21 protein-coding genes and 1 pseudogene are annotated in these 23382 nt (G+C 49.6%); 13 read left to right on the top strand and 9 right to left on the bottom strand.

Translation table 11 applies throughout. The annotated features are described in order from the left end of the window. The first annotated feature begins 54 nt into the window (after positions 1-54). Together AB1E22_RS03650 and AB1E22_RS03645 are read left to right on the top strand one after the other, a co-directional pair. Positions 55-2250: an EAL domain-containing protein gene (locus tag AB1E22_RS03650; protein WP_367594135.1), complete on the top strand. Its 2196-nt coding sequence runs from the start codon at positions 55-57 to the stop codon at positions 2248-2250. Between the two features lie 36 nt (positions 2251-2286). After that, positions 2287-3924 (top strand): diguanylate cyclase, encoded by a 1638-nt coding sequence (locus tag AB1E22_RS03645; protein WP_367594134.1) that lies wholly within the window; start codon positions 2287-2289, stop codon positions 3922-3924. A 39-nt stretch (positions 3925-3963) separates the two neighbouring features. Here the strand turns inward: AB1E22_RS03645 and AB1E22_RS03640 are convergent, their stop codons facing one another. Then, a complete protein-coding gene (locus AB1E22_RS03640; protein WP_367594133.1) occupies positions 3964-5151 on the bottom strand; it encodes a NupC/NupG family nucleoside CNT transporter in 1188 nt (395 codons plus the stop codon). 288 nt (positions 5152-5439) lie between these two features. Here AB1E22_RS03640 and AB1E22_RS21800 point away from each other — a divergent pair, with 288 nt between their 5' ends. The 5 genes from AB1E22_RS21800 (at position 5440) to AB1E22_RS03620 (ending at position 9457) form a co-directional block, all read left to right on the top strand. Next, positions 5440-5529, top strand: coding sequence for a hypothetical protein (locus tag AB1E22_RS21800; RefSeq protein ID WP_437178368.1), 90 nt, complete (start codon positions 5440-5442; stop codon positions 5527-5529). Beyond that, on the top strand, positions 5510-6748 hold the full coding sequence (locus AB1E22_RS03635) for an Nramp family divalent metal transporter (protein ID WP_367594132.1): 1239 nt from the start codon (positions 5510-5512) through the stop codon (positions 6746-6748). The genes AB1E22_RS21800 and AB1E22_RS03635 overlap by 20 nt, the downstream gene beginning before the upstream one ends. A gap of 421 nt (positions 6749-7169) precedes the next feature. Continuing rightward, positions 7170-8075 (top strand): LysR family transcriptional regulator, encoded by a 906-nt coding sequence (locus tag AB1E22_RS03630; protein WP_367594131.1) that lies wholly within the window; start codon positions 7170-7172, stop codon positions 8073-8075. A 66-nt stretch (positions 8076-8141) separates the two neighbouring features. Beyond that, on the top strand, positions 8142-8558 hold the full coding sequence (locus AB1E22_RS03625; RefSeq protein WP_367594130.1) for a hypothetical protein: 417 nt from the start codon (positions 8142-8144) through the stop codon (positions 8556-8558). Then, positions 8558-9457: a bestrophin family protein gene (locus tag AB1E22_RS03620; protein WP_367594129.1), complete on the top strand. Its 900-nt coding sequence runs from the start codon at positions 8558-8560 to the stop codon at positions 9455-9457. Before AB1E22_RS03625 ends, AB1E22_RS03620 begins: the two co-directional genes overlap by 1 nt. Before the next feature lie 60 nt (positions 9458-9517). Here the strand turns inward: AB1E22_RS03620 and AB1E22_RS03615 are convergent, their stop codons facing one another. Further along, complete coding sequence (locus AB1E22_RS03615) at positions 9518-9868, bottom strand: DUF2502 domain-containing protein (RefSeq protein WP_367594128.1); 351 nt, start codon at positions 9866-9868, stop codon at positions 9518-9520. 152 nt (positions 9869-10020) lie between these two features. Beyond that, complete coding sequence (gene mgrA / locus AB1E22_RS03610; RefSeq protein ID WP_367594127.1) at positions 10021-11010, bottom strand: L-glyceraldehyde 3-phosphate reductase; 990 nt, start codon at positions 11008-11010, stop codon at positions 10021-10023. Between the two features lie 183 nt (positions 11011-11193). Between mgrA and AB1E22_RS03605 the strand changes: the two genes are divergently transcribed. Then, positions 11194-12852, top strand: coding sequence for an alpha-keto acid decarboxylase family protein (locus AB1E22_RS03605; RefSeq protein WP_367594126.1), 1659 nt, complete (start codon positions 11194-11196; stop codon positions 12850-12852). On the opposite strand, the gene AB1E22_RS03600 is transcribed toward AB1E22_RS03605, so the two are convergent. Continuing rightward, positions 12849-14084, bottom strand: coding sequence for an ion channel protein (locus AB1E22_RS03600; RefSeq protein WP_367594125.1), 1236 nt, complete (start codon positions 14082-14084; stop codon positions 12849-12851). The genes AB1E22_RS03605 and AB1E22_RS03600 overlap by 4 nt on opposite strands. A gap of 221 nt (positions 14085-14305) precedes the next feature. Between AB1E22_RS03600 and glk the strand changes: the two genes are divergently transcribed. After that, positions 14306-15271, top strand: coding sequence for a glucokinase (glk, locus tag AB1E22_RS03595; protein ID WP_367594124.1), 966 nt, complete (start codon positions 14306-14308; stop codon positions 15269-15271). Between the two features lie 66 nt (positions 15272-15337). Here the strand turns inward: glk and AB1E22_RS03590 are convergent, their stop codons facing one another. The 3 genes from AB1E22_RS03590 to AB1E22_RS03580 form a co-directional block, all read right to left on the bottom strand. After that, positions 15338-16069 (bottom strand): LytR/AlgR family response regulator transcription factor, encoded by a 732-nt coding sequence (locus AB1E22_RS03590; RefSeq protein WP_367597317.1) that lies wholly within the window; start codon positions 16067-16069, stop codon positions 15338-15340. Continuing rightward, on the bottom strand, positions 16066-17772 hold the full coding sequence (locus AB1E22_RS03585) for a LytS/YhcK type 5TM receptor domain-containing protein (RefSeq protein WP_367594123.1): 1707 nt from the start codon (positions 17770-17772) through the stop codon (positions 16066-16068). Before AB1E22_RS03585 ends, AB1E22_RS03590 begins: the two co-directional genes overlap by 4 nt. Before the next feature lie 177 nt (positions 17773-17949). Next, the gene (locus AB1E22_RS03580) at positions 17950-19191 is read right to left on the bottom strand and encodes a DUF1479 domain-containing protein (RefSeq protein ID WP_367594122.1); all 1242 of its coding nucleotides are present in this window, start codon (positions 19189-19191) and stop codon (positions 17950-17952) included. A 241-nt stretch (positions 19192-19432) separates the two neighbouring features. Between AB1E22_RS03580 and alaC the strand changes: the two genes are divergently transcribed. After that, a complete protein-coding gene (alaC, locus tag AB1E22_RS03575; protein WP_367594121.1) occupies positions 19433-20671 on the top strand; it encodes an alanine transaminase in 1239 nt (412 codons plus the stop codon). A gap of 57 nt (positions 20672-20728) precedes the next feature. Here the strand turns inward: alaC and ypdK are convergent, their stop codons facing one another. Beyond that, positions 20729-20833, bottom strand: coding sequence for a membrane protein YpdK (gene ypdK / locus AB1E22_RS03570; RefSeq protein WP_367594120.1), 105 nt, complete (start codon positions 20831-20833; stop codon positions 20729-20731). 293 nt (positions 20834-21126) lie between these two features. Next, a pseudogene (locus tag AB1E22_RS03565) lies at positions 21127-21306 on the bottom strand (hypothetical protein); the annotation flags it as partial. A gap of 202 nt (positions 21307-21508) precedes the next feature. On the opposite strand from AB1E22_RS03565, the gene AB1E22_RS03560 reads away from it, so the two are divergent. The 3 genes from AB1E22_RS03560 to AB1E22_RS03550 all read left to right on the top strand — a co-directional run bounded on the left by AB1E22_RS03560 (position 21509) and on the right by AB1E22_RS03550 (position 23362). Further along, positions 21509-22276, top strand: coding sequence for a LamB/YcsF family protein (locus AB1E22_RS03560; protein ID WP_367594118.1), 768 nt, complete (start codon positions 21509-21511; stop codon positions 22274-22276). A gap of 120 nt (positions 22277-22396) precedes the next feature. Then, the gene (locus AB1E22_RS03555; protein ID WP_367594117.1) at positions 22397-22903 is read left to right on the top strand and encodes a hypothetical protein; all 507 of its coding nucleotides are present in this window, start codon (positions 22397-22399) and stop codon (positions 22901-22903) included. Between the two features lie 12 nt (positions 22904-22915). After that, the gene (locus AB1E22_RS03550) at positions 22916-23362 is read left to right on the top strand and encodes a DUF421 domain-containing protein (protein WP_367594116.1); all 447 of its coding nucleotides are present in this window, start codon (positions 22916-22918) and stop codon (positions 23360-23362) included. Positions 23363-23382: the final 20 nt, after the last annotated feature.

Here is a 23382-nt window from a genome sequence, read left to right as displayed (position 1 = left end):
ATTTATCACCGAATAATGCTGCCAAACAATGACAGAATACTCACACCAGAGCTTATGATTTTAAATACAACAATCAAAAAATCCGTCACAGCACTGGTTTTATGCCTCTTACTTGTTCCACTTTCTCGCTACATTTCACCTTCCACCACTATTGATGGCAAGCAGATTTATCTCGCTTATCTTCCATTGAGTTTGATGATTGCGATGGTGTTTATCTACGGGCGCGTGGCAATCCTTCCTCTGATTTTAGCCTCAGCGGCGGCATTTTCTTTATGCCTTCATTTCTCATTTATGCCGTTAATGGTATTTGTGTTTTGCCTGATATTCCCAATAACATTTTGTAGTTTTATGGCACGTTATTATTTGGGTGTCCGGTGGCGTCACTCCCTGGCCGATAAAGGCATGGGGATTAGAATCTTCTGGCTAGGCTTTATTGCTCCACTCAGTATTAAAGCGCTAATGTATATCGCGGGGCACTATATTCATTTCCCCGATAACGTGGCTGCCTATTTTGGCGGGAACTCCCTTATCTTTATGGTAGTGGATGTACAAAACTTAATTGCCGCATCACTCATTTTTACCGTGTTATTTTATTATCCGCTAAGAATGATGTTAAATCCCAATTACGCCCGGGCATTCTGGCGGCGTTGTGTGTTGCGTGATTTTAGTGGGCCACGCCGTCTTTACTCTCTCACCTGGGGTTTTTGCCTGATTGCGCTTCTCGCCGTGCTCTGTTCATCATGGGGAATGTTGCAGGTTTCAGGCTACCTGGTGCCGGTTATCTTCGTATTGTTCACGCTGGGTATCCGTCACTTTGGCCCGCGTCTAATGGCGCTGCTATGGGCCATTTCTGCGTGGCTACTGCTGACTTATAACGACGGTTTTCTCTACGGTGTGAATACCGAATTTTCCCTGTCGTTTATCCTTTCGGTTTTTATCTCGTTTTCCGTCTGTATGTTGTATTTGACGATGATGTTCAAGAAAAACGAGTGGATGAAACGCATCTTCCGTTCCCAGGCATTTACTGACCCGCTCACGCAGTTACCCAATTTACGCGCTCTCGAACATCATGTGCAGTGCCATCCAGGCGGGACGCTTTGCTGTCTGCGCATGTCTAACCTGGAGTTTCTAAGCCGACATTACGGCATGATGATGCGTATTCATTGCAAACGCGTTATCACCAACCAAATAACCCCTTATCTTCATGAAGATGAACAAGTCTTTCAATTACCCGGAAGTGAGTTATTAATTTTTCTCCTTGGCCAGGAAACCGATGCTCGCCTTGAGCACATTGTTGATTTACTCAATAGCAAAAAAATAAACTGGCACAACACGATGCTGGAAATTGAGTACGGCGCTGCATATAGCGTTATCGACAATAATCTTGATGAATTACACCGGACCTTAGGGCAATTAAGTTATCTCTCCGATCAGGCGAGCGCTTCAATGCGCGTACTGAGCCTTAATACCCGAATCGACTATGTATCGGATAAAACAACAGAGCGCGTGTTGCTTCTGCAAAAAATTAAGCACGCACTAAATGAAGAGGATCCTGTCGCACTCTATGCGCAGCCGATAAAAAATGCAGCGGGTTGTGGGTATCACGAAATACTTAGTCGCATCATTTTTGACGATGAAATTATTACGCCGGATAAGTTTATTCCTGTCATTGCTGAGTTCAACCTCAGCACGCGCTTCGATATGTTAGTGATAAATAAACTGGTAGAGTTTTTATCTCTTCATCCCAATACCAGCCAGCATCCTCGCTTTTCTGTTAATCTTATGCCGTTGACGTTAATGCAAAAGGATATTGCCCAGAAAATTGTTTCTCTGTTTAGTCAATATCAGGTGCCTACCTGCAGTGTCATTATTGAAGTGACCGAAGAACAGGCTTTTTCAAACTCAGAAACTCCGCTGCAGAATATTACGCTGCTGCGTGATCACGGCTTCAAGATTGCCATTGACGATTTCGGCACCGGGTATGCGAATTACGAACGTCTCAAACGGCTTCAGGCGGATATTATTAAAATTGATGGCTGTTTTATCAAAGACATAACCTCTGACTCGCTCGACCCTCTCATTGTTAAATCCATCTGCGATATGGCCCGGGCGAAACAGTTAATTGTCGTCGCTGAGTTTGTAGAAACGGAAGAACAGCGTACGCTTTTGAATGAGTTAGGCGTGCAGTATTTACAAGGATATCTGATTGGCAAACCAGAACCTCTTCCCCTGCTTGCTGCTGAGAGGTAAGAGGATGTTAGATGTATATGACGAAAGGGCTTATTTGTGAGCACTTCTTTAGCGAATAGATTTCGCTTGCCGTTGGCAAAAACACTCCGTGTGATACATCTGGTTTTTATCTCAGTCTTTGTGCTGACAACTTTTTTATTCTGGCAGCAGGGGAAATTGTTTAGCCACGGGTATCGCACCAGCCAACTTAGCCATCTTGAAAGCGTGGTGGCGCGGATTGAGAGCAAAGCCCATTACAAAATTGATAATCTGCGCTTCCTGAAACGTATCTTTATAGAAGCGATGGATGACCCTATTTTCCCCGGCGCGGCTATTGTTCCGTCAGAAATTAAAGGCGATTCCGACAGTTCGCCGCTATGGATAGGCGAATTACCCTTACCCGATATTATCGCTGAAGACCTGGTGGCTCGTGGGGAAGAAACAATGGAAGTGCGCCAGGAGCTTTATGCCCTACGTAAAATTCAGGGGCTTTTCCCGTTGGCCTCGGCGGAAAACGAATTGTCAGCTGATTTGTACTACATCTCGCGCGACGGTGAATTTATTGTCTCTCTATCGCAAGAGGTGAACTCTCTATTAATCAGGAGCTACAACCCCCATGAGAAGCAAGGGAGTTTTGTCCTGGCTTCTCCGCTGCTAAACCCACACCGGGAACCGTTCTGGACGCGGCAAAATATTGCGACAGACAATAAAACCCTTATCAATGGCTCTATTCCTGTTGATTTTGGCGGGGAGTGGATTGGGCTGTTAGGCATTGCTTTTGATAACCAGGCGGTTCAGGAATTTCTTGCGGATTCATTGCCAGAAAGCACGCAGAGCGCTTATCAACTGTTTGATGAACAATTACAGCCCTTAACCGGCGTCGTGGGGGCGGTAAATAACGTTCAACTGAGTGCGGAACAGCTCCAGACGATACGCCAAACGCTGGAAAGTACGTCCCGTGGCACGATGCGTTCAGGCACGGTATTTATTACTTTTGGCAAAATTGTCGGCACGCAATCGGTATTGATTAGTACCCAAACCCTTAGCCAGGGGCTACATGAGGACTTTGGGCGCTTCAGCATTTTGCTCATCACCATGTGGGTGATATTCGTGCTTTTCCTGTGGGGCGCGCATCGCATGATTTGTCGCCTGGTGCGGAACATGGGAAGTTTGCAGCGCGAAATGCAGCATCACGCGCTTCACGACGATTTGACCGGGGCGCTCAACCGGCGCGGTTTCTTTGCGAAGACCTCGCAAATTAGCCCCAATTATGTGGATTACACCCTCGTGCAATTGGATCTCGACCACTTCAAAAAAGTGAATGATGTCTATGGGCATTTGGTCGGGGATAACGTGCTGATTCATGCAACCCGACGTATACAACGGGCGATACGTAGCCAGGATATTCTGGGGCGCATCGGCGGGGAAGAATTTTGCATTTACCTGCCTGACTCCGATCTCAAAGCGGGCATTATGGTGGCAACCAGAATTAAGTGGGAGCTTGAGGCATCAGCGTTGATTCTCGAGGACGGCACCGCGCTACCGGTTACCGCTTCGTTGGGCGTGGCGTCTTCCAGCGAACATCCGCAATACACGCTTGAACAGGTCCAGTCAGTGGCAGATATGCGAATGTACACCGCGAAAGCGCGCGGCAGAAATCAGGTGTGCTGGCAGGACGACGAAATTCAGGCGTAAAAAAACCGGGGTAAAAACCCCGGTTTTTTAATGTGAGAATTACAGGAACAGTGCTGCGATAGACGCAGACAGAATACTCACCAGGGTAGAACCGTAAACCAGTTTCAGGCCGAAGCGAGAAACCACGTTACCTTGTTCTTCGTTCAGGCCTTTAATCGCACCCGCGATAATCCCGATAGAAGAGAAGTTAGCGAAGGAAACCAGGAACACAGACAGGATACCTTCCGCACGTGGGGAAAGTGTGCCCGCCAGTTTTTGCAGATCCAGCATCGCCACGAATTCGTTGGAAACCAGTTTGGTAGCCATGATACTGCCAACCTGCAACGCTTCATGAGAAGGCACACCCATCACCCAGGCAACAGGGTAGAAGATGTAGCCCAGAATGCCCTGGAAGGAGATACCCAGAACCGCTGCAAACAGTGCGTTCAGGCCAGAAATCAAGGCGATGAAACCAATCAGCATCGCTGCAACGATAATCGCAACTTTAAAACCTGCCAGAATGTATTCGCCGAGCATTTCGAAGAAACTTTGACCTTCGTGCAAATTAGACATTTGCAGGTTTTCTTCGCTTTCATCAACACGGTATGGGTTGATAAGAGATAACACGATGAACGTACTGAACATGTTCAATACCAGCGCTGCGACCACATATTTAGGTTCCAGCATCGTCATGTAAGCGCCAACAATCGACATGGACACGGTAGACATGGCGGTTGCGGCCATGGTGTACATGCGGTTGCGCGACATCTTGCCAAGAATATCCTTATAGGCGATGAAGTTTTCTGATTGTCCCAAAATCAGCGAGCTTACGGCGTTAAAGGATTCCAGTTTACCCATACCGTTCACTTTTGACAGAAGAGTACCGATAAAGCGGATAACAATCGGCAGGATGCGGATATGCTGCAAAATCCCGATCAATGCTGAGATAAAGACGATTGGGCAAAGTACTTTCAGGAAGAAGAATGCGAGTCCCTGGTCATTCATCTTACCGAATACAAAGTTTGTGCCTTCATTCGCGAAGGACAGCAGTTTCTCAAACATCTCCGAGAAACCTCTTACAAAGCCCAGACCTACTTCAGAGTTCAGGAAGAACCAGGCCAGGATAAGTTCAATCACCAATAGCTGAACAATAAAGCGAATGCGGATCTGCTTACGGTTACTGCTTACAAGCAATGCAAGCAGCGCAACCACAGCAAGCGCTAAAACAAAGTGAAGAACGCGGGACATAATTGCTCCAAACATGAGGCAGGTTTAATTTCGTTGCACATTCTATGAAACAAGCAATAAGAAAACGAGAGCAATCGCACACTATAGTTATGTCATGTGACCAATCTCAAAATTAGTGATCAACCATACATTTCTGCTATGTTAAGTAAAGAAGGTAAAAGTTGCGTCAATGCTTAGATTCTTAACATAACGCTTGACGCTGCGTAAGAACGTTAACTGGCGTATAAAATCGCTCCTGTAATCCCTCATTGTTTCTGTCTATCAAAATAATCAGTTTATGCATTCTAAATGAATTTGATAATCATTCTCACTTTTGATAGTTTGAAACATAGCAAAGGCTATATCTCAGAGGCAGATGATGACAAACAGTCGCGTTGAAAACAGTGGTACCCGCACAGCGCGCCGATTACGCCTCGCGCTAATGGGCCCCGCATTTATTGCTGCCATCGGGTATATCGACCCCGGTAACTTTGCGACCAACATTCAGGCCGGTGCCAGCTTCGGCTATAAATTGCTGTGGGTGGTGGTATGGGCCAACCTGATGGCGATGCTTATCCAAATCCTGTCGGCAAAACTTGGGATCGCCACCGGCAAAAATCTCGCCGAACAAATTCGTGACCATTACCCGCGTCCGGTGGTGTGGTTGTACTGGATACAAGCCGAAATTATCGCCATGGCGACGGACCTCGCCGAGTTCATCGGCGCGGCTATTGGTTTTAAACTGATTCTTGGCGTCTCGTTATTACAAGGTGCGGTGCTAACGGGTATCGCCACGTTCCTGATATTGATGCTGCAACGGCGCGGGCAAAAGCCGCTTGAAAAAGTGATCGGCGGATTATTGCTATTCGTGGCGGCGGCTTACATCGTGGAGCTGATTTTCTCCCAGCCAAAACTGGTTGAGTTGGGGAAAGGGATGTTGATCCCAAGTTTGCCAACCAGCGAGGCGGTATTCCTGGCAGCCGGTGTGCTGGGCGCAACCATTATGCCGCACGTAATTTATCTCCACTCGTCGCTCACGCAGCATCTACACGGTGGTAATCGTGCGGAACGGTATTCAGCTACTAAATGGGACGTTGCCATTGCGATGACGATTGCCGGGTTTGTGAACCTGGCGATGATGGCAACCGCCGCCGCTGCGTTCCATTTCTCTGGCCACACGGGCGTTGCCGATCTTGATGAAGCGTACCTGACACTCGAGCCGTTGCTGAGCCACTCCGCTGCCACCATCTTTGGTTTAAGCCTTGTTGCGGCAGGGTTGTCATCCACCGTTGTGGGGACGCTGGCAGGGCAGGTCGTTATGCAAGGGTTTGTCCGTTTCTATATTCCACTCTGGGTGCGTCGCTCGGTCACCATGGCTCCCTCATTTATTGTGATTCTGATGGGGCTTGATCCAACCCGTATTCTGGTTATGAGTCAGGTCTTGTTAAGTTTCGGTATTGCGCTGGCGCTGGTGCCGCTACTGATTTTCACCAGCAATGACAAATTGATGGGCGATCTGGTTAATACCCGAATGGTGAAGCTGGTAGGATGGGTGATTGTTGCGATCGTCGTGGCCCTGAATTTATGGCTGCTGATCGGCACAGTACTTGGGCTCTAAAGTGGCAAGTTTTTGCGGCTACGGTTTTCGTGGCCGCATTAATTGGGGGTCAGCAAAATTTACCCTTCGCGACGCTTGTCATAAACATTCCCTGAATAGCGAAAGCGGTAGCCAGAATACCCACAATCATAAAATTGTGATTTGCCAGAGCAATAGAACCTAAAAAAACATCAATAAAAGCATTGAGTAGCAATATTAAAAGTAAGGGTATACTCAATATTTTACTATTAAACGTCACTTTCATACCCCATATTAAGTATTATTTATCTTTCAATTTCGCCGATTATATCCGGTTAACCTCTCTCGATTAGTCATTACTTCCAGAACAACCAGGCATGATTTATTGAACAATCAGCTCTGTGCAACCTCAGCCAGGTTATGTATGATTTCTACTGATGTTTAGAAACACCAGGGCTTTATCATGTTCAAACACTTTAACCATATGGCGCTTTTTGCCACGCTGGTAAAAAATGGCAATTTTACCAGGACCGCTGAAGAGTTGAATATGACGAAATCTCGCGTCAGTCAGCAAATAAGTGAGCTTGAGGAATATCTTGGTCTGCGTTTGCTTAATCGCACTACGCGAAAAATCTCGCTGACCTATGCGGGCGAAAGTTATTTGCGGTACTGCCATGAAATAATGGATGTTGCCTGCCGGGCAGACGAACACATTCAGTTATTACGCGAAAGCCCCAATGGAAAATTGAGAATAATTGCCCCGCCGGGCTTCATGTACAGTGCATTGCCTGCGCCACATCATGATTTTCTAAAAGCGCATCCTCAAGTTGAACTGGAGCTGGTCACTGCTGACTCATTCTATGGTTCGGTTAACGATACGTTTGATGTGGCTTACCGCATCGGTAAGCCTTCGGATGACTCTTTTATCGGGCGTTTTCTCGGGACGTTTAATCGATTTATTGTCGGCACGCCTGAATACGCACACAAGCATCAAGTGAGTTCCCCGGATGAATTACATTCATGTGATTTAATTACGCATAAAACCTGGCGAAGCGTAACGCTCTCGCAAGATAGCAGTAATTATAAATTGGTTATGACGCTGCGCCATACCAGCGATAACCTGACCTATATTTTACAGCAGGCTTTGCAGGGTACAGGCTTAGCGATTTTGCCGGAGTATATTGTTGAGCCGTATCTGAAAAGCGGCCAGCTTAATGTGATTCTCCCGTCGTGGAGCGTGCAGAGAATTGAGCTTTGGATGATCTACCCCAGCAATAAAAACAATACGCTGACGCTACGCAATTATATTGATTTCATTCTCCAGAGTGACACTATCAAAGCGCTAACCAAAAGTGGGCGCACCGACTAGTTAATTTATTACCATTCTATTTTATCGACATTATATTATCCAACCTGAGGTGGGAGCCCCAACGCTATGTCACAATATTTATCTTTAAAAGAGTACGCCAGTAATATTCACAATCAAAAAAATCATATGGATAATTTATGGAATAATTATACTCTGGTTCTGCTGAAAAATATCACATTAACTGAGCGCCTGTATCACCATCAGGTGGCAGAGTGTCAAAGCAATAAATTAACGATCAGTCTTTTTGGCACAATCAAGCTGAACATTGTGCGCACCGGTTTTTTAGGGCCAATTACAATTGATTATCAGCCGCTTACCCAGGGTGATAACGTGATGAAAATTCCCTCCTCATACATTAATCAACAGGGTCTCCTGGACGGAGAGATTTTAATTTCTGATAAAAAACAGGTTTTTGAGCATTACTTAAATAAATTGCTACCGGTATACGCATACATGGCGAATTTATGCTCAAAGGATAAATAATGATCGTCAGACCTGAGCAGCATTGGTTTAGGCGGTTGTTCTCATGGCGCGGCTCAATCATGAGGAAAATCTCTTACCAGTTACTCTTTTTCTTTATGCTTAATATTGTTTATCTCTTTGTGCTTCCGCTCCTGCATATGCATGGCATTGATGCGAAAGAGAGTCCGGTTGGATTCATTGGGATTTCTATCTCTATTTTCCTCGGCTTTCGCAATAATGCCGCATGGATTCGTTATTCCGAAGCGAGAAAACTTTGGGGCGATTTGTTAATTACCGCGCGCTCGCTGATGCGGGAAATTAAAAGCACGACGCAGGCGAATCAGGAAGAGATGAAAGTGCTGCTCAACTTTATTGTCTGTTACTGCAATGTATTAAAATCCATGCTGAGGCATGAGCGGATCCCGGTTGAGGTGACAACACAAACGCCCTATATGTATGAGAAATTGAATGTCGCCACTCCCTGTAATGCGTTACTGCAAGAGATTGGTACCTGGCTTTTTCGTCACAAGAGAAACGCTTTAGACTATCAAAACTTTAATCACTACCTGAATAATATCAGCACCATTCAGGGCGGGTGTGAGCGCATCAGTAATACGCCAATTCCTTTTGCTTATTCACTGATTTTGCATCGCACCGTTTATATTTATTGTACGATTTATCCGCTGCTGATCATTGATAGCTTTGGGTTTCTTTCGCTGTTGTTTTCACTGTTTACGACGTATGCCTTACTGGCGCTGGATGCCATTGCTACCGAATTAGAAGACCCTTTTGGACGTGAAGACAACGACCTGCCTTTAAATGCTATCTGCAATACCATTGAAATTGATTTGCTGGAGATGATTCATGAGGGGCGGGTGCCTGAAAAAATCACTCCGGATAAAAACTACCGGCTGCTCTAACCCTTCATCAAATAAAAAGTGGGAGCCTGAGCTCCCACTTTAAAATCATTTATCGCGTCATTAATGGCGATGGCCGCCGCCATGTCCGTGACCGCCACGACCCCGACCCCGATGATCGTCACGATCGTTCCAGCCCGCGCGATAGCCTTTTTCGAAACTGCTACGGCCACGGTCTTTGTACCATCCACGGTGGTAGCCATTATCATGGCGGTGCCAGCGGTTTTCGCGCCACTCATAGTGACGACGCCAATAATCCCGGTCGCGCCAGCCGCCACCATCCCAGTAATTACCGCGATAATCCTGATCGCCTATTTGAAGCTTAACCGACGGCAGCAGGGTGATTTCGCCCGCATTGGCCACCAGCGGTACCGATGCCAGTAATGCAATCGCAAGAATCAGTGACCTGAACATACTCTCTCCTTAAACACGGTAACCGCCAGGCGGTCTGTTAGCGTAATATTAAGGTGTGGTAAATAAGTGTTTCATCGCCACAACTCCTAAATCACGAAGGAGAGCACTTTTTGCTAATTTAGCTGACTTTTACATCAGCTAAGTGTTAGCGGTTACACTAATATTTCTTCGATTTCTGCCCGTTCAGCCGCCGTGAAATGACGATTAGCTAACATGCCAACCGCATCATCAATCTGGCTGGTTTTACTGGCGCCGATTAATACCGACGTCACTTTGTCATCACGCAGCACCCACGCCAGTGCCATTTGGGAAAGTTTCTGGCCACGGCGTTGTGCCAGCGCATTCAGCTTGCGAACTTTATCCAGCTTCTGCTCGGTGAGTTGTTCGGCGTTGAGGAATTTACTCCCGCTGGCTGCGCGAGAATCGGCTGGGATCCCGTCCAGATAGCGATCCGTAAGCTGGCCGCCCGCCAGCGGGGAAAACGCGATACTGCCCACGCCTTTATCTTGCAGCACATCCAGCAACCCGCCTTCAACCCAGCGCTCAAACATGGAATAACGTGGCTGATGAATAAGGCATGGTGTGCCTAAATCGTTAAGAATATCAATTGCCTGCGCGGCTAGTTCTGCGGGGTAGTTTGAGATCCCTACGTACAACGCTTTGCCCTGGCGCACCACGGTGTCGAGCGCTTGCATGGTTTCTTCAAGCGGCGTTTCCGGGTCCGGGCGGTGATGATAAAAGATGTCTACATACTCAAGTCCCATGCGCTTGAGGCTTTGATTAAGGCTTGCAATTAAATACTTGCGCGAACCCCAATCCCCATACGGTCCATCCCACATGGTGTAGCCCGCTTTCGACGAAATAATCAGCTCATCGCGGTACGGAAGGAAATCTTCACGCAGGATCCGCCCAAAGTTTTCTTCAGCAGAACCCGGAGGTGGCCCGTAATTATTGGCGAGATCAAGATGCGTAATGCCCGAATCAAATGCGCGGTGTAAAAGCTGACGGCTGTTGTCGAGCAGCGTCGCATCACCGAAGTTGTGCCATAAACCCAGCGAAATAGCGGGGAGTTTGAGGCCGCTGCGTCCGCAACGACGATATTCCATTGATTCATAACGTGCAGGATTTGCCTGATAGACCATTTTCGATTCCCGTTAAGTGAATAATGCTCAACTTAGTGTATACGTTTTCACAACATTTCTGGCTATCAGACTACACCCCAGTTAAGTGTAAATCCCTCTTTCCACGGTCTTATTCTCCCCGTTCCTCGACAGCGATCACATATGCCCAATACTCACTGTAAGCCCTCTGAGAAGGAATGAGTCATGTCTTACTGTGTCGCGGACTATCTTCTGGACCGATTCACCGAAGCCGGGATCAACCATCTGTTTGGCGTTCCCGGTGACTACAACTTGCAGTTTCTCGACCATGTGATTGATAACCCAACCCTCGCCTGGGTTGGATGTGCCAACGAACTTAATGCGGCCTACGCTGCCGATGGCTACGCCCGTTGCAACGGTGCCGCGGCTTTACTCACCACCTTTGGTGTGGGGGAGCTCAGCGCGATAAACGGCATTGCCGGAAGCTACGCCGAATACTTACCGGTTATCCATGTGGTTGGCGCCCCGTGTTTGGGGGCCCAGCTACGCGGGGAACTGATGCACCACACATTAGGCGACGGCGATTTCAACCATTTTGCCCGCATGGCGCAAGAAGTGACGGTGGCCCAGGCTTCACTCACCGTGGAAAATGCCTGTTACGAAATCGACCGCGTTTTACAGCAGGCGATAACCCAACGCCGTCCGGGTTATTTGCTTCTGCCCAGCGATGTTTCTCAGGCTTGCGCAACGCGTCCCACCCAGCCACTTTTGACGACGCCCGCTCGCTCAGACCCCGAGTTACTGGCGGATTTCCGTGCCTGTGTACAAGAGCGCCTGGCGGAAAGCCGCAGCGTAGCGTTATTAGCTGATTTTCTGGCGCTGCGTTTTGGGCAACAAAAAGCGCTGCAACAGTGGATGGATGACACGCCAATGCCTCATGCCACGTTGCTGATGGGAAAAGGCTTATTTGATGAAGGGCAGCAGGGATTTGTAGGAACTTACAGCGCGGCGGCCAGTGATGCTTCCGTGATTCAGGCGATTGAAAAAGCCGAACTGGTTGTCTGCGTGGGCGTGAAATTCACCGACACGATTACTGCCGGATTCACCCAGCACTTCACCCTTGAGCAGACAATTGATATCCAACCGCACGCGACCCGAATCGGTGATCGCTGGTTCAGCGGTATCACGATGGCGGATGCGGTAGACGTGCTTCACCAGCTATGCAAACACCAGGTTTCGGGATGGTCAGTGCCGCAACAAAAACCGCCTGTGCTGCCCGCTGCTACGCCTGGAAAACTGGATCAGCACGCATTCTGGCAGGCAATCCAAAACTTCCTCCGGGCGGGGGACATCATTCTTGCGGACCAGGGCACTGCTGCGTTTGGTGCGGCTACGTTGACGCTACCCGCAGGGGCGACGTTTATCTCGCAACCGCTCTGGGGCTCGATTGGTTTCACCCTGCCTGCGGCCTTTGGGGCGCAAACCGCCTGCCCAAATCGCCGTGTCATTTTGCTGGTAGGAGATGGGTCGGCGCAGCTCACGATTCAGGAAATGGGCTCGATGTTACGGGATGGACAACGGCCTGTGATTTTCTTACTCAACAACGACGGTTATACCGTTGAACGCGCGATTCATGGTGCGGAACAGCGCTATAACGACATCGCGCCGTGGAACTGGACGCAGATCCCGCAGGCGTTAAATATCCATAACCCGGCGCAGTGCTGGCGGGTGACAGAGCAAATACAGCTTGAAGAGGTGATGCAGAAAGTGGCAAAAGCAGAACGATTCTCGCTTGTGGAGGTCGTTCTGCCTAAACAGGATATACCGGAGTTATTGCAGGCAGTAACGGCGGCGCTTGCCAGACGCAACGCCGCCAAAAACTAAGGTTTTGGCTTTTCGGCCATCATCACCGGTTTACCGGCGAGCAGCAGCCACGCGGGAAGCATCACGATGCACAGCAGCGGCATCAGTTTGATGTCCGGCACCACGGCCATCGCCATAAACAGGCTTAGCCAGCCATCGCGCGTGACCACCAACACCAGGCCAAGGATGGCGCAGGAGAGGGTAATCGCTGCCGGAACCGCTTCGACATGCTGATGAAGCATCATCCCAAGCGCCACACCCACGAAGACCACCGGGAAGATACGCCCGCCGCGAAAACCACAGGCTGAGGCAATCACTAACGCAGCCAGTTTGACTACCGCAAACATGAAAAGCGTAGCGACAGAATAATGTTGCCCCGCAACCAACTGACGCATTTCATCCAGCCCCTTGAACAGGGTCACTTCCCCGCCAATCAGGCCTAATACTCCCAGCAAAAAAACCCCCAGGCCCAAAATGAGCACCGGATGTTTTAGCTGGTGGACTAAGCGATGCGCGCGCGGCAAACACCAGACGGCCACCATGCCGAGCGCAATAGCGATAGCGGTGACCACCGCGCCGCTAAAGATATCGACCAGGCGCATCTCCGGGTATTGCAGCACCGGTAAGGAAAAGTCCGGATGAAAGAATAAATCCGTGGTGAGAGCCCCTGCGGCGGCGGCCATGAGCGGAGCAAAAAGCCGGTCCCACAGCGGCACGTCATTGCTGCCGTTCAGCGTCTGGGAAAAGACCAGGGCTGCGGCGACAGGTGTACCAAACAGAGCGCCAATGGTTCCCGCAGCGGCGAGAATCGTCCAGTCGAGTGCGCCAACGCGTGGCAACAGACGTGCGCCAATAGCCACGGCCAACGCGATATTCACCGCCATAATGGGATGTTCCGGCCCGAGGCTAACGCCACCTGCAAGCCCCAACACCAGCGCGATAATCAGGCCTGGAAGCGCCATGACGGAAACCGGTGCGCCAATCAACGGCTCGGTTGCCGGATCGGGCCCCGCATGGCCTGGCATATAGCGAATCACCAGCCCAACCGCAATCCCGGTAGCCGTGAGCATCAATAAAATCCACATCGGGGAATTCATATCGAGATCAAAACGGGCGGGCAGTGACACCCATAAATAATTTTGTAAAACGGCGGCGACTTTCATCACCACAATCAATACAAGGCTAGAAAAGATCCCAATGACCAGTGCCGGGAGAGAAAGCACCAGCATGGTTCTGGCTCGCGGATGGAGCATGATTATTCCTTACTCAAAATTTTTATCGCGCAAATCGCCGCGCAAAACAGTCTGCCAGATAAATTATCCTGCCGCTTTGCAAACAACGCTGAAACGTTCAAGTTAATCTGTGATGTAGATCTATAATCCCAAGGCGAGCCTCATCTGGTCGTTGTTGTTTAGGCTGGCTAATTTTACAGTGATGCCGGTACTTATTTTGACTTTAGCGGAGCCATGGAAGAATGACAAAATATGCTTTGGTGGGAGATGTAGGCGGCACCAATGCGCGTCTGGCACTGTGCAATGTTGAAAATGGTGACATCACCCAGGCAAAAACCTATTCGGGTCTTGATTTTCCAAGTCTGGAAGCGGTCGTGGTGCATTATCTCAAAGAGCACAATGTCAGCGTGACCGACGGTTGTATCGCCATAGCTTGCCCAATTACCGGTGATTGGGTGGCGATGACCAACCATACCTGGGCATTCTCAACTGCCGAGATGAAAAAAAACCTCGGTTTTGAACATCTGGAAATCATCAACGATTTTACGGCGGTTTCGATGGCCATCCCGATGATTAAGGATGAGCATCTGATCAAATTTGGCGGTGGTGAGCCAGTTGCAGGTAAACCGGTCGCGGTTTACGGCGCGGGCACCGGGCTTGGCGTGTCACATCTTGTGCACGTTGATAAACGCTGGGTAAGTTTGCCGGGAGAAGGCGGTCACGTCGATTTTGCGCCAAACAGTGAAGAAGAGGGGATTATCCTCGAAGAGCTGCGCACTGAAATCGGCCACGTTTCTGCTGAACGCGTGCTTTCGGGGCCGGGTCTGGTCAATCTCTATCGCGCCATTGTTAAGTCCGATGGGCGCGTGCCGGAAAACTACAAACCTAAGGATATTACCGAGCGAGCGCTGGAAGATAGCTGCACCGACTGCCGTCGTGCGCTGTCGCTGTTCTGCGTGATTATGGGGCGTTTTGGTGGCAACCTGGCGCTGACGCTGGGCACCTTTGGTGGGGTGTACATTGCGGGCGGTATCGTGCCGCGTTTCCTTGAGTTCTTTAAAGCCTCCGGTTTCCGCGGCGGTTTTGAGGACAAAGGGCGCTTCAAAGAGTATGTCCAAAGCATCCCGGTATACCTGATTATTCACGATCAGCCGGGTCTGTTGGGCGCGGGCGCGCATTTGCGTCAAACGCTCGGGCAGATTCTGTAACACGTTAAGCAAATTTGCAGTGGTTTTCGTAGGTCGGATTAGCGTAGCGACATCCGACATTACGTTCTACAGCCGCATCAACTGGCGAAACTCTTTTACTTTGCTGCGACTCACCGGCACCTGAAAATCCAAATCCCGCAGGCGCAAAATATAGGTATTGTTAAACCACGGCTCTATTTCGCGGATCTTACTCAGGTTCACGCAATACGACCGGTGACAGCGGAAGAAGTGGCTTTCCGGCAACCTGTTGCAAAACTCGGTGATATTCATCGACATCACATAGGCTTCGCGCCGCGTATAGACAAACGTCATTTTCTCGTGCGCTTCGGCGTAATAAATATCGTTAATATCCGTAACGATAATTCGCTCATCTTTCACCAGATTAATCGTCAGCGCTTCGCGGTTCGTCGTGTTTCCCGATGCGGGAACATTCTGCTGCTGGTGGGCTGCTTCCAGTTTTTGCAGCATGCCAATAATGCGCGATTCCTGATACGGTTTCAGAATATAGTCGAACGCTTCCAGTTCAAACGCCTCCACCGCGTGCTCTTTCCAGGCGGTGATAAACACAATAAACGGCTTATGGGCAAACTTGCTGATGTTTTGCGCCAGCAAAACGCCATCTAATGAAGGGATATTGATGTCGAGAAAAATGGCGTCAACTTCATGATGTTGAAGATATTTCAGGACATCCATGCCGTCATCAAACGTGCCGACTACTTCCATCTGGCTGTGTTCTTTAATCAGCCAGTTCAGCTCCTGCTGCGCCAGAACTTCATCTTCTACGATGATAACTTTTATGGATTTCCTCCTTGTTGCGACAATAGCGGCGGAACGGCAGTGGCCGCGTGAGGAACGTAAAACGCGATCTCGGTACCCGGCTCAAGTCGACGAATATGTAACCCTTCGCCATAGAGTAATTTTACCCGGTGATGCACGTTCAGCAGACCAATTTTATTGCCCGGCATTTCGTTGTTTTCCACACGCTCAATGACTTGCGGATCGATCCCATGCCCGGTGTCGCGCACCGAGATGCGCACCCGGTTGCCACTCTCTTCGACGCTAATAGTGACCACGCCTTTGCCTTTACACTGCTGAACCCCATGAACAATGGCGTTCTCTACCAGGGGCTGAATCAGCAGGCTTGGAATCAGGCAATTCACCTCTTCATCAATGTGATAAATCACCGTGAGTTTGTCACCAAATCGTGCCTGCTCAATGGCGATGTAATCCTTAATCTGATACAGCTCCTGCTTAATATCGATCTGCTCATCGTCTTTTAATTCAATGTTATAGCGCAGATAGCGCGATAAATTATAAATCAACTGGCGAGCGGTATCGGGATTCATGCGGATAGAAGAGGAGATGGCGTTCAGGGCGTTGAATAGAAAATGCGGGTTAATTTTGCTTTGCAGCGCGCGCAGTTCCGCTTTATTCGCCATTTCCCGCAACTGCTCGGCGCGAGACACTTCCAGTTGAGTGGAAATAATCTGCGAAAGGCCGACCGCCATCTCCTGCAACGTAGAGGTAATTTGGTGCGCATGGCGGTAATAGATTTTTAGCGTACCGGTGACGACCCCTTTTTCCCATAAAGGAATAATAATCAGCGAGTGAATTTCAGGGGTGCGATAGGCTTCATCGTCATTGCGAATGATGATTTTCCCTTCGCGAATCGCCAGTTGGGTACGCGGGCTGATATCGGCGTCATTCTGCTTATAGTTATTTTCCCCAAAACCGACATAGGCCAAAACCTTATCGATATCGGTGATCGCTACGGCATCGGCTTTAATATCTTCGCGAATAATATTGCAGACCTGGCGCAGCGATTCGCTATTCACATTACGAAATAACGGCAGCGTTTTATTGGCAATATCCAGCGCCAGTTTAGCCTGACGCGCGGCGCTGGCCTCTTTTTCGCCTTCCACACTTTGCACCAGCAGCACAATAAAACCGATGGAAACGGTGCCGAGGATCATCGGAATACCGATTTTCGACACAATATCGATGCCAAGCGACACGGTAGGGGCCCACAGCACCACCAGAATCATGGTCATGGTTTCACACAGCATTCCAGCCATAATCCCCACGCGCCAGTGCTGTTCTTTCGGTATTTTGCGATTAATCACCCCGGAAATAACCCCGGCAACAATACTGGTGATCAGACAAGGGACCGCGGTGAGGCCGTCTATATCAATCAAATACCGATGAAGTCCCGCAATAATCCCGGTAATAGCGCCGACCCACGGGCCAAATAAAATCCCGCCCGCCATTACCGCGATAATGCGCACGTTAACCAGTGAACCTTCAACATGCACCCCAGACCAGGTACTGAATAGCGCAAACATGGAAAAGATAGCGGTGACCGCTAATAACTCTTTGGGCGTGTGGGCATTTTTATGCAACAGCTCGCGGAACAGGCGGATGCGAATTAAAAAGAACAAGCAAATAAGCATCAGCGCCGCACGGTCAAATACCGCCAGCAGCATATTAAATATTTCGTGCACGGGTAACTCGCGTGACAAAGAATGGAACGGGCATGATAAGGAAATTACTGAGCGGTTACCAGAAATGCGCCAGATTCGGCAAAGACCCCCACCCAGCCTCCCCCTTACCAGGGGGAGGAGCTAAAAATCTGCTCCCTCCCCTGGTAAGGGGAGGGCTGGGGTGGGGTCCAAACCTAACTACTTCCCGCCCAGTTGCTCACGTCCGGCAGGTGTTAAATCATCGGGCATCGCACGCCCATTAAAATCAACCTCAAAGTCATCGGCCGCAAAATCTGGTGGTGATTTACCTTCCACAAAGGCAGGCCACTGACGCTCGAGGTACGCTGCGTTCTTCTCGCACCACGGCGCGGCGGCGATATACATAACGTTGCTGTCGAACTCGCCAAGGTGTTCATTTTCTACGGCATGGATCACATCGCAGTGCCAGAAAACGGTGTCTCCCGCTTCCATATGGGGAATTGAGGAAATCCCAGTTAATAAAAGGGGATGCCACTGCTCGTTAATTGAAAGCGCACGCCCCGGCTTCGCTTCGCACAGTGACTCTTCCGGCACGTCATCTTGCAAAGCACGCAGTAAAATATAGGCCATCGCGTTGGCAACCGGCAGCAAAGTCAGTGTACCGCCGTGCTTACGCTGCGGGCTAAGCGCCGTCCAGCCCTGGAAAGTTCGGAACATGGAACAGACCGCAGGGGATGGAAACTCCCGCACTTCGGTGCGACCTTCTGCCGCAAACGGGTTGTAATTTTTCCATTCACCTGAAAAAACATGGCGATACACATGGCGGAAATTCTCATCCAGCCAGCGTTCAACGGAGCCTCCATCTACATGCGGAGAAAGCCCTAAAGAGTTGGAGCGCGGCGGGCGACGGCGAGTACGGTCGGCGTAACTGACCACGCGATTTGGGTCGAAATGCTGTTTATCGTTGCTTTCGGTTTCCCATAAATTATTCAGAAAAACCTGCACCGCTTTCATCCGCGCATGCTGACGCGCTTCCACCTGCGGCTTAGACCAGTAAATGCCGTAAATCTGCGGCTTACTTTCGGCAAGTGTGCCGAAGTAGTTATCTTCTGCCGCGTTCTTGAGCTTCTCTACAAAATTATTCCGTTCGAGATAATTTCCCACTTCGTCATTCCAGGCTTGTGCCTGAGACTGAGGGAACACGCCTTTGATGGTGCAGCAGCCACGCTGGCGAATCAGCGCTTTTTGTTGCTCGCTTACGCGATGGTTAACGATGTCATCGGCGTTGATTTGTGGAACAGGATTTTCACCCCGCGCGAGTTCGTCGCGTATGGCGTCGATCTGGCGGCGCATATCGCCTTCGAGTTGTTCAAAAACGGCTTTGTAATCAGGCAAGTCATGACGAAGTTTTTGTTTTATCTCACGGATTGCACGCGGTAAGTCATCAATTTGTAGGGTCATGGCAAGGCTCCACGTCATCGGTATTTAAGTTATGGGGTTGTTGCTACATGGTTAATATAAGTCAGTCCTATCAAATAAAATAGGGGTTGGCTTCAAATGAAGCATCCTCTTTTATGATGTTTAAAAAATATTTCTCTTCGCCTCTGGACGGGTGATTTTTATTCAGGCTATTTTGAAAAGGCCACACCGTGTGGCAGCGTCGCTCGGACGGTCCGGGCGCTCACGTTAATCAGAGGAATTTATGGCTGACTCCAGTCCAAAGCGTCGTTTTTCGCGTATCGATCGTCTCCCTCCGTATGTGTTCAATATCACCGCTGAGCTAAAAATGGCGGCGCGCCGTCGTGGCGAAGATATTATTGATTTCAGTATGGGCAACCCAGATGGCCCCACGCCGCCGCATATCGTCGAAAAACTTTGCACGGTCGCGCAGCGCGAAGATACGCACGGGTACTCCACATCACGAGGCATTCCCCGCTTACGCCGCGCGATTTCACGCTGGTACAAAGATCGCTACGACGTTGAAATCGATCCGGAAAGCGAAGCCATCGTGACCATTGGTTCGAAAGAGGGGCTGGCGCACCTGATGCTGGCAACGCTCGACCATGGCGATACGGTGCTGGTACCCAACCCAAGTTATCCCATTCATATTTACGGTGCGGTCATCGCTGGAGCGCAGGTGCGTTCGGTGCCGCTGGTGGAAGGCGTCGACTTTTTTGCCGAGCTGGAACGTGCGATTCGCGAAAGCTATCCGAAACCGAAAATGATGATTCTCGGTTTCCCGTCGAACCCCACCGCGCAGTGTGTGGAGCTGGAATTTTTTGAAAAAGTGGTCGCCCTGGCAAAACGTTACGACGTGCTGGTGGTGCATGACCTGGCGTACGCCGACATCGTTTATGACGGCTGGAAAGCGCCGTCGATTATGGAAGTGCCTGGCGCACGCGACGTCGCCGTTGAATTCTTTACCCTGTCGAAAAGTTACAATATGGCAGGCTGGCGCATTGGTTTTATGGTGGGCAACAAAGAGTTAGTTAGCGCGCTCGCCAGAATCAAAAGCTACCATGACTACGGCACATTTACGCCGTTACAGGTTGCGGCGATTGCCGCCCTGGAAGGGCCGCAAGAATGCGTCCGGGATATTGCTGAACAGTACAAACGCCGCCGCGATGTTTTAGTCAAAGGCCTGCATGAGGCGGGCTGGATGGTGGAGTGCCCGAAAGCCTCGATGTATGTGTGGGCGAAAATCCCCGAGCAGTACGCGGCAATGGGGTCGCTGGAGTTTGCCAAAAAACTGCTTCAGGAGGCGAAGGTCTGTGTTTCGCCCGGCGTTGGGTTCGGTGATTACGGCGATACGCATGTGCGTTTCGCCTTAATTGAAAACCGGGATCGTATTCGCCAGGCCGTGCGCGGGATTAAATCGATGTTCCGTGCCGATGGTTTGCTGCCAACGTCGCAGAAATCCTCTACAGATATTGTCGACTAAAACGAAAACAGGAGCCTCGGGGCTCCTGTTTCTCTTATCTGCTTGCTATGAGTTCTTCTATTCGATCATCATCACAAACGTACCGACCCACAATAACAAAATGACCGACATGCCCATCATGAAATATTTCACGTTTCTCGCTCCGTGCGTATCCGCGCACATTTATACCCGCCCCCATTAAAGCGCAGGTATATCTCTAAAATTCATCAACTGAATCGTTAAAAGTCGGCGCTAATGTACTCTCCATTTCAGGCCAAATACAAGCGTCTACAAATCGGCAGAATGATCTTTTTTAAACTTTACATTTCGCATGACGCCTTGCTGAAAAAGCAGCCAAAATTCAACGTATTATGAGGTGATTTTGAGAAATAGAGTTAGAAAGAGATTGAGAGAAGAACAGGCCCGTGCGGGCCTGAGTCACGGCAGGTTTGTTTAACTTACTTAACCGCGTCGTGCGCGTTTTCCATCGCCTGCTTCATTGCAGCGTTATTGATGGAGTTTTGGCGATTTTGCTCGGCAAGATAACAGGTATCTTTGCTTACGCCCTGAGCCTGGCATTCAGCCATGCGTTGAGCAGGAGAGCTACAACCCGCCAGTGCGCCAGCCATCACCATCATCAACATTATTTTTTTCATTGCTGTTCAACCTAAAAGTGTAGAAGTCATCGCCGAAGCGAAATGCCTGTATCAGGCGCGTGCATAATCCGCCATTTTATATAGGGAGGAACTAAGAAAAAACCTAATCATTGACGTGGATTATGATTCGACAGATAAAAGAGGTAACACGATGTAAGTCACTTATAATTAACACCTCTAAGTGGGTAGGACAGGGGCTGCGATGGGTATGGCAATAGATTTAAACAGCGATTTAGGCGAGAGTTTTGGCGCGTGGACGATGGGCGATGACGCCGCCATTTTGAAACTTGTCAGCAGCGCTAACGTCGCCTGCGGTTTTCATGCGGGCTCCCCTGCGGGTCTATTATCTACGTTGCGTTTGGCTAAACAGTCAGGCGTTTCCATCGGCGCGCACGTCTCTTACCCTGATTTGGTCGGATTTGGCCGCCGCAATATGGACGTGGCGAGCGACGAATTAACCGCCGATGTGATTTATCAGATGGGTGCCTTGCAAGGCCTTGCGCAGGCGGCGGGGACGGAAGTTCGTTACGTAAAACCGCATGGTGCGCTCTATAACACTATTGCTCATGACGAACGGCAGGCGCTGGCGGTTATTGATGCCATTCTGGCAATTAATCCTCGTTTGCCGTTGGTCGGCCTGGCGGGTTCTCGCGTGCTGGAGCTGGCGCAGGAAAAAGGGCTGCGTACCATTTCCGAAGCCTTTGCCGACCGCGCCTATTATGCCGATGGCACCCTGGTTTCACGCCGTGAAGCGGGGGCCGTTTTACATGATGCGCAGCTTGTGGCAAAGCGCATGCTGCAATTGATTACTGAAGGGGGCGTCACCTCTATTGACGGCTCATTCACGGCGATAAAAGCTGAGTCAATCTGCGTACATGGTGACAGCCCGGGGGCTATCGAAATGGCGTATCAAATTCGTAAATTACTGGAAGAGCAGGGGATCACGGTGCGGCCTTTCGCTGAACCGTAAGTGACTGAGTTCAACCGACACGGTGGCGGACGTTTCGGCTGTTGACTAGACTTCAAAACAGCAACTTAGCGCCTATCGCGCACGTTGTAGCTTCACTCCCTTCTCTGGCCGGATTTAAAAATGAAAACGACGCCCGCCAATAAATCTTCACCCGTAGTAGAAAAACCGCGTTGGCTGAATTTCGAATTTCTGCTGCGGCGCATTGGCTTTGCCTTTCTGTTACTGATCGTGGTTGCCGCCCTCGTCGGGGCTTTCTCCCGTGGCTACCTGAGCGAATCCACCCTTGCAAATGACGATCGCTCTCTGACTCTCCATTACGAAAAATTCAATCGCCTGATGAGCGATATGGACATGAAAATCACCTCGGTCACCGCCGCAGGAAAGCGTAACCGTATTGTGCTTGCCGGGGATTTTATGGAGGGCTATCGCATCGATACGCTGCAACCGCAGCCGGATAAAATGTACAGCCTGAATGGGAAAATGATTCTTGAATATCCGCAGCCTGCCGTGGGGTCTGAGCAAACATTGTGGTTAAGCCTGACGCCGATGAAAATCGGGGCCATTAAAAGCACCATTGCTATCGATAACGGGCCGGAAATAACCTTCCAGCAATTCATCTATCCCTGAGGTGGCTTAACAATGGATATGGTATTAAGGGCGATTGCGATTTATCTGATCCTGATGGTGGTGTTTAAAATTGCCGGCAGGCGTGCGCTCCTGCAAATGACCTCTTTTGATTTGATATTATTGCTGATTATCAGTGAGGCCACGCAACAGGCGCTATTGGGCAATGACTTTTCCGTCACCGGCGCCATGCTGACGATTGTCACACTCATCGTGGTGGATATGCTGTTTGGCATGATTAAAAAATATCTGCCCGGTGCGGATGATTTACTGGATGGCACCCCGGTGATTCTGGTGGAAAAGGGGTATCTCTTTCAGGAAAAAATGAAAAAGGCGGATATTTCCTGTGATGATATTTTACTGATGGCGCGAATTGACCACGGTATAACGCGTCTGGATGAAATCAAATTTGCCATACTCGAGCGCAACGGCCATATCTCAATTATTCCTGAGGCCAAATAATTAACGCCAGAGCAGTCCGC

It is taken from the genome of Buttiauxella gaviniae, from assembly GCF_040786275.1.
Lineage (GTDB): Bacteria > Pseudomonadota > Gammaproteobacteria > Enterobacterales > Enterobacteriaceae > Buttiauxella > Buttiauxella gaviniae_A.
This window is presented reverse-complemented; position numbering and strand designations above follow the sequence as displayed.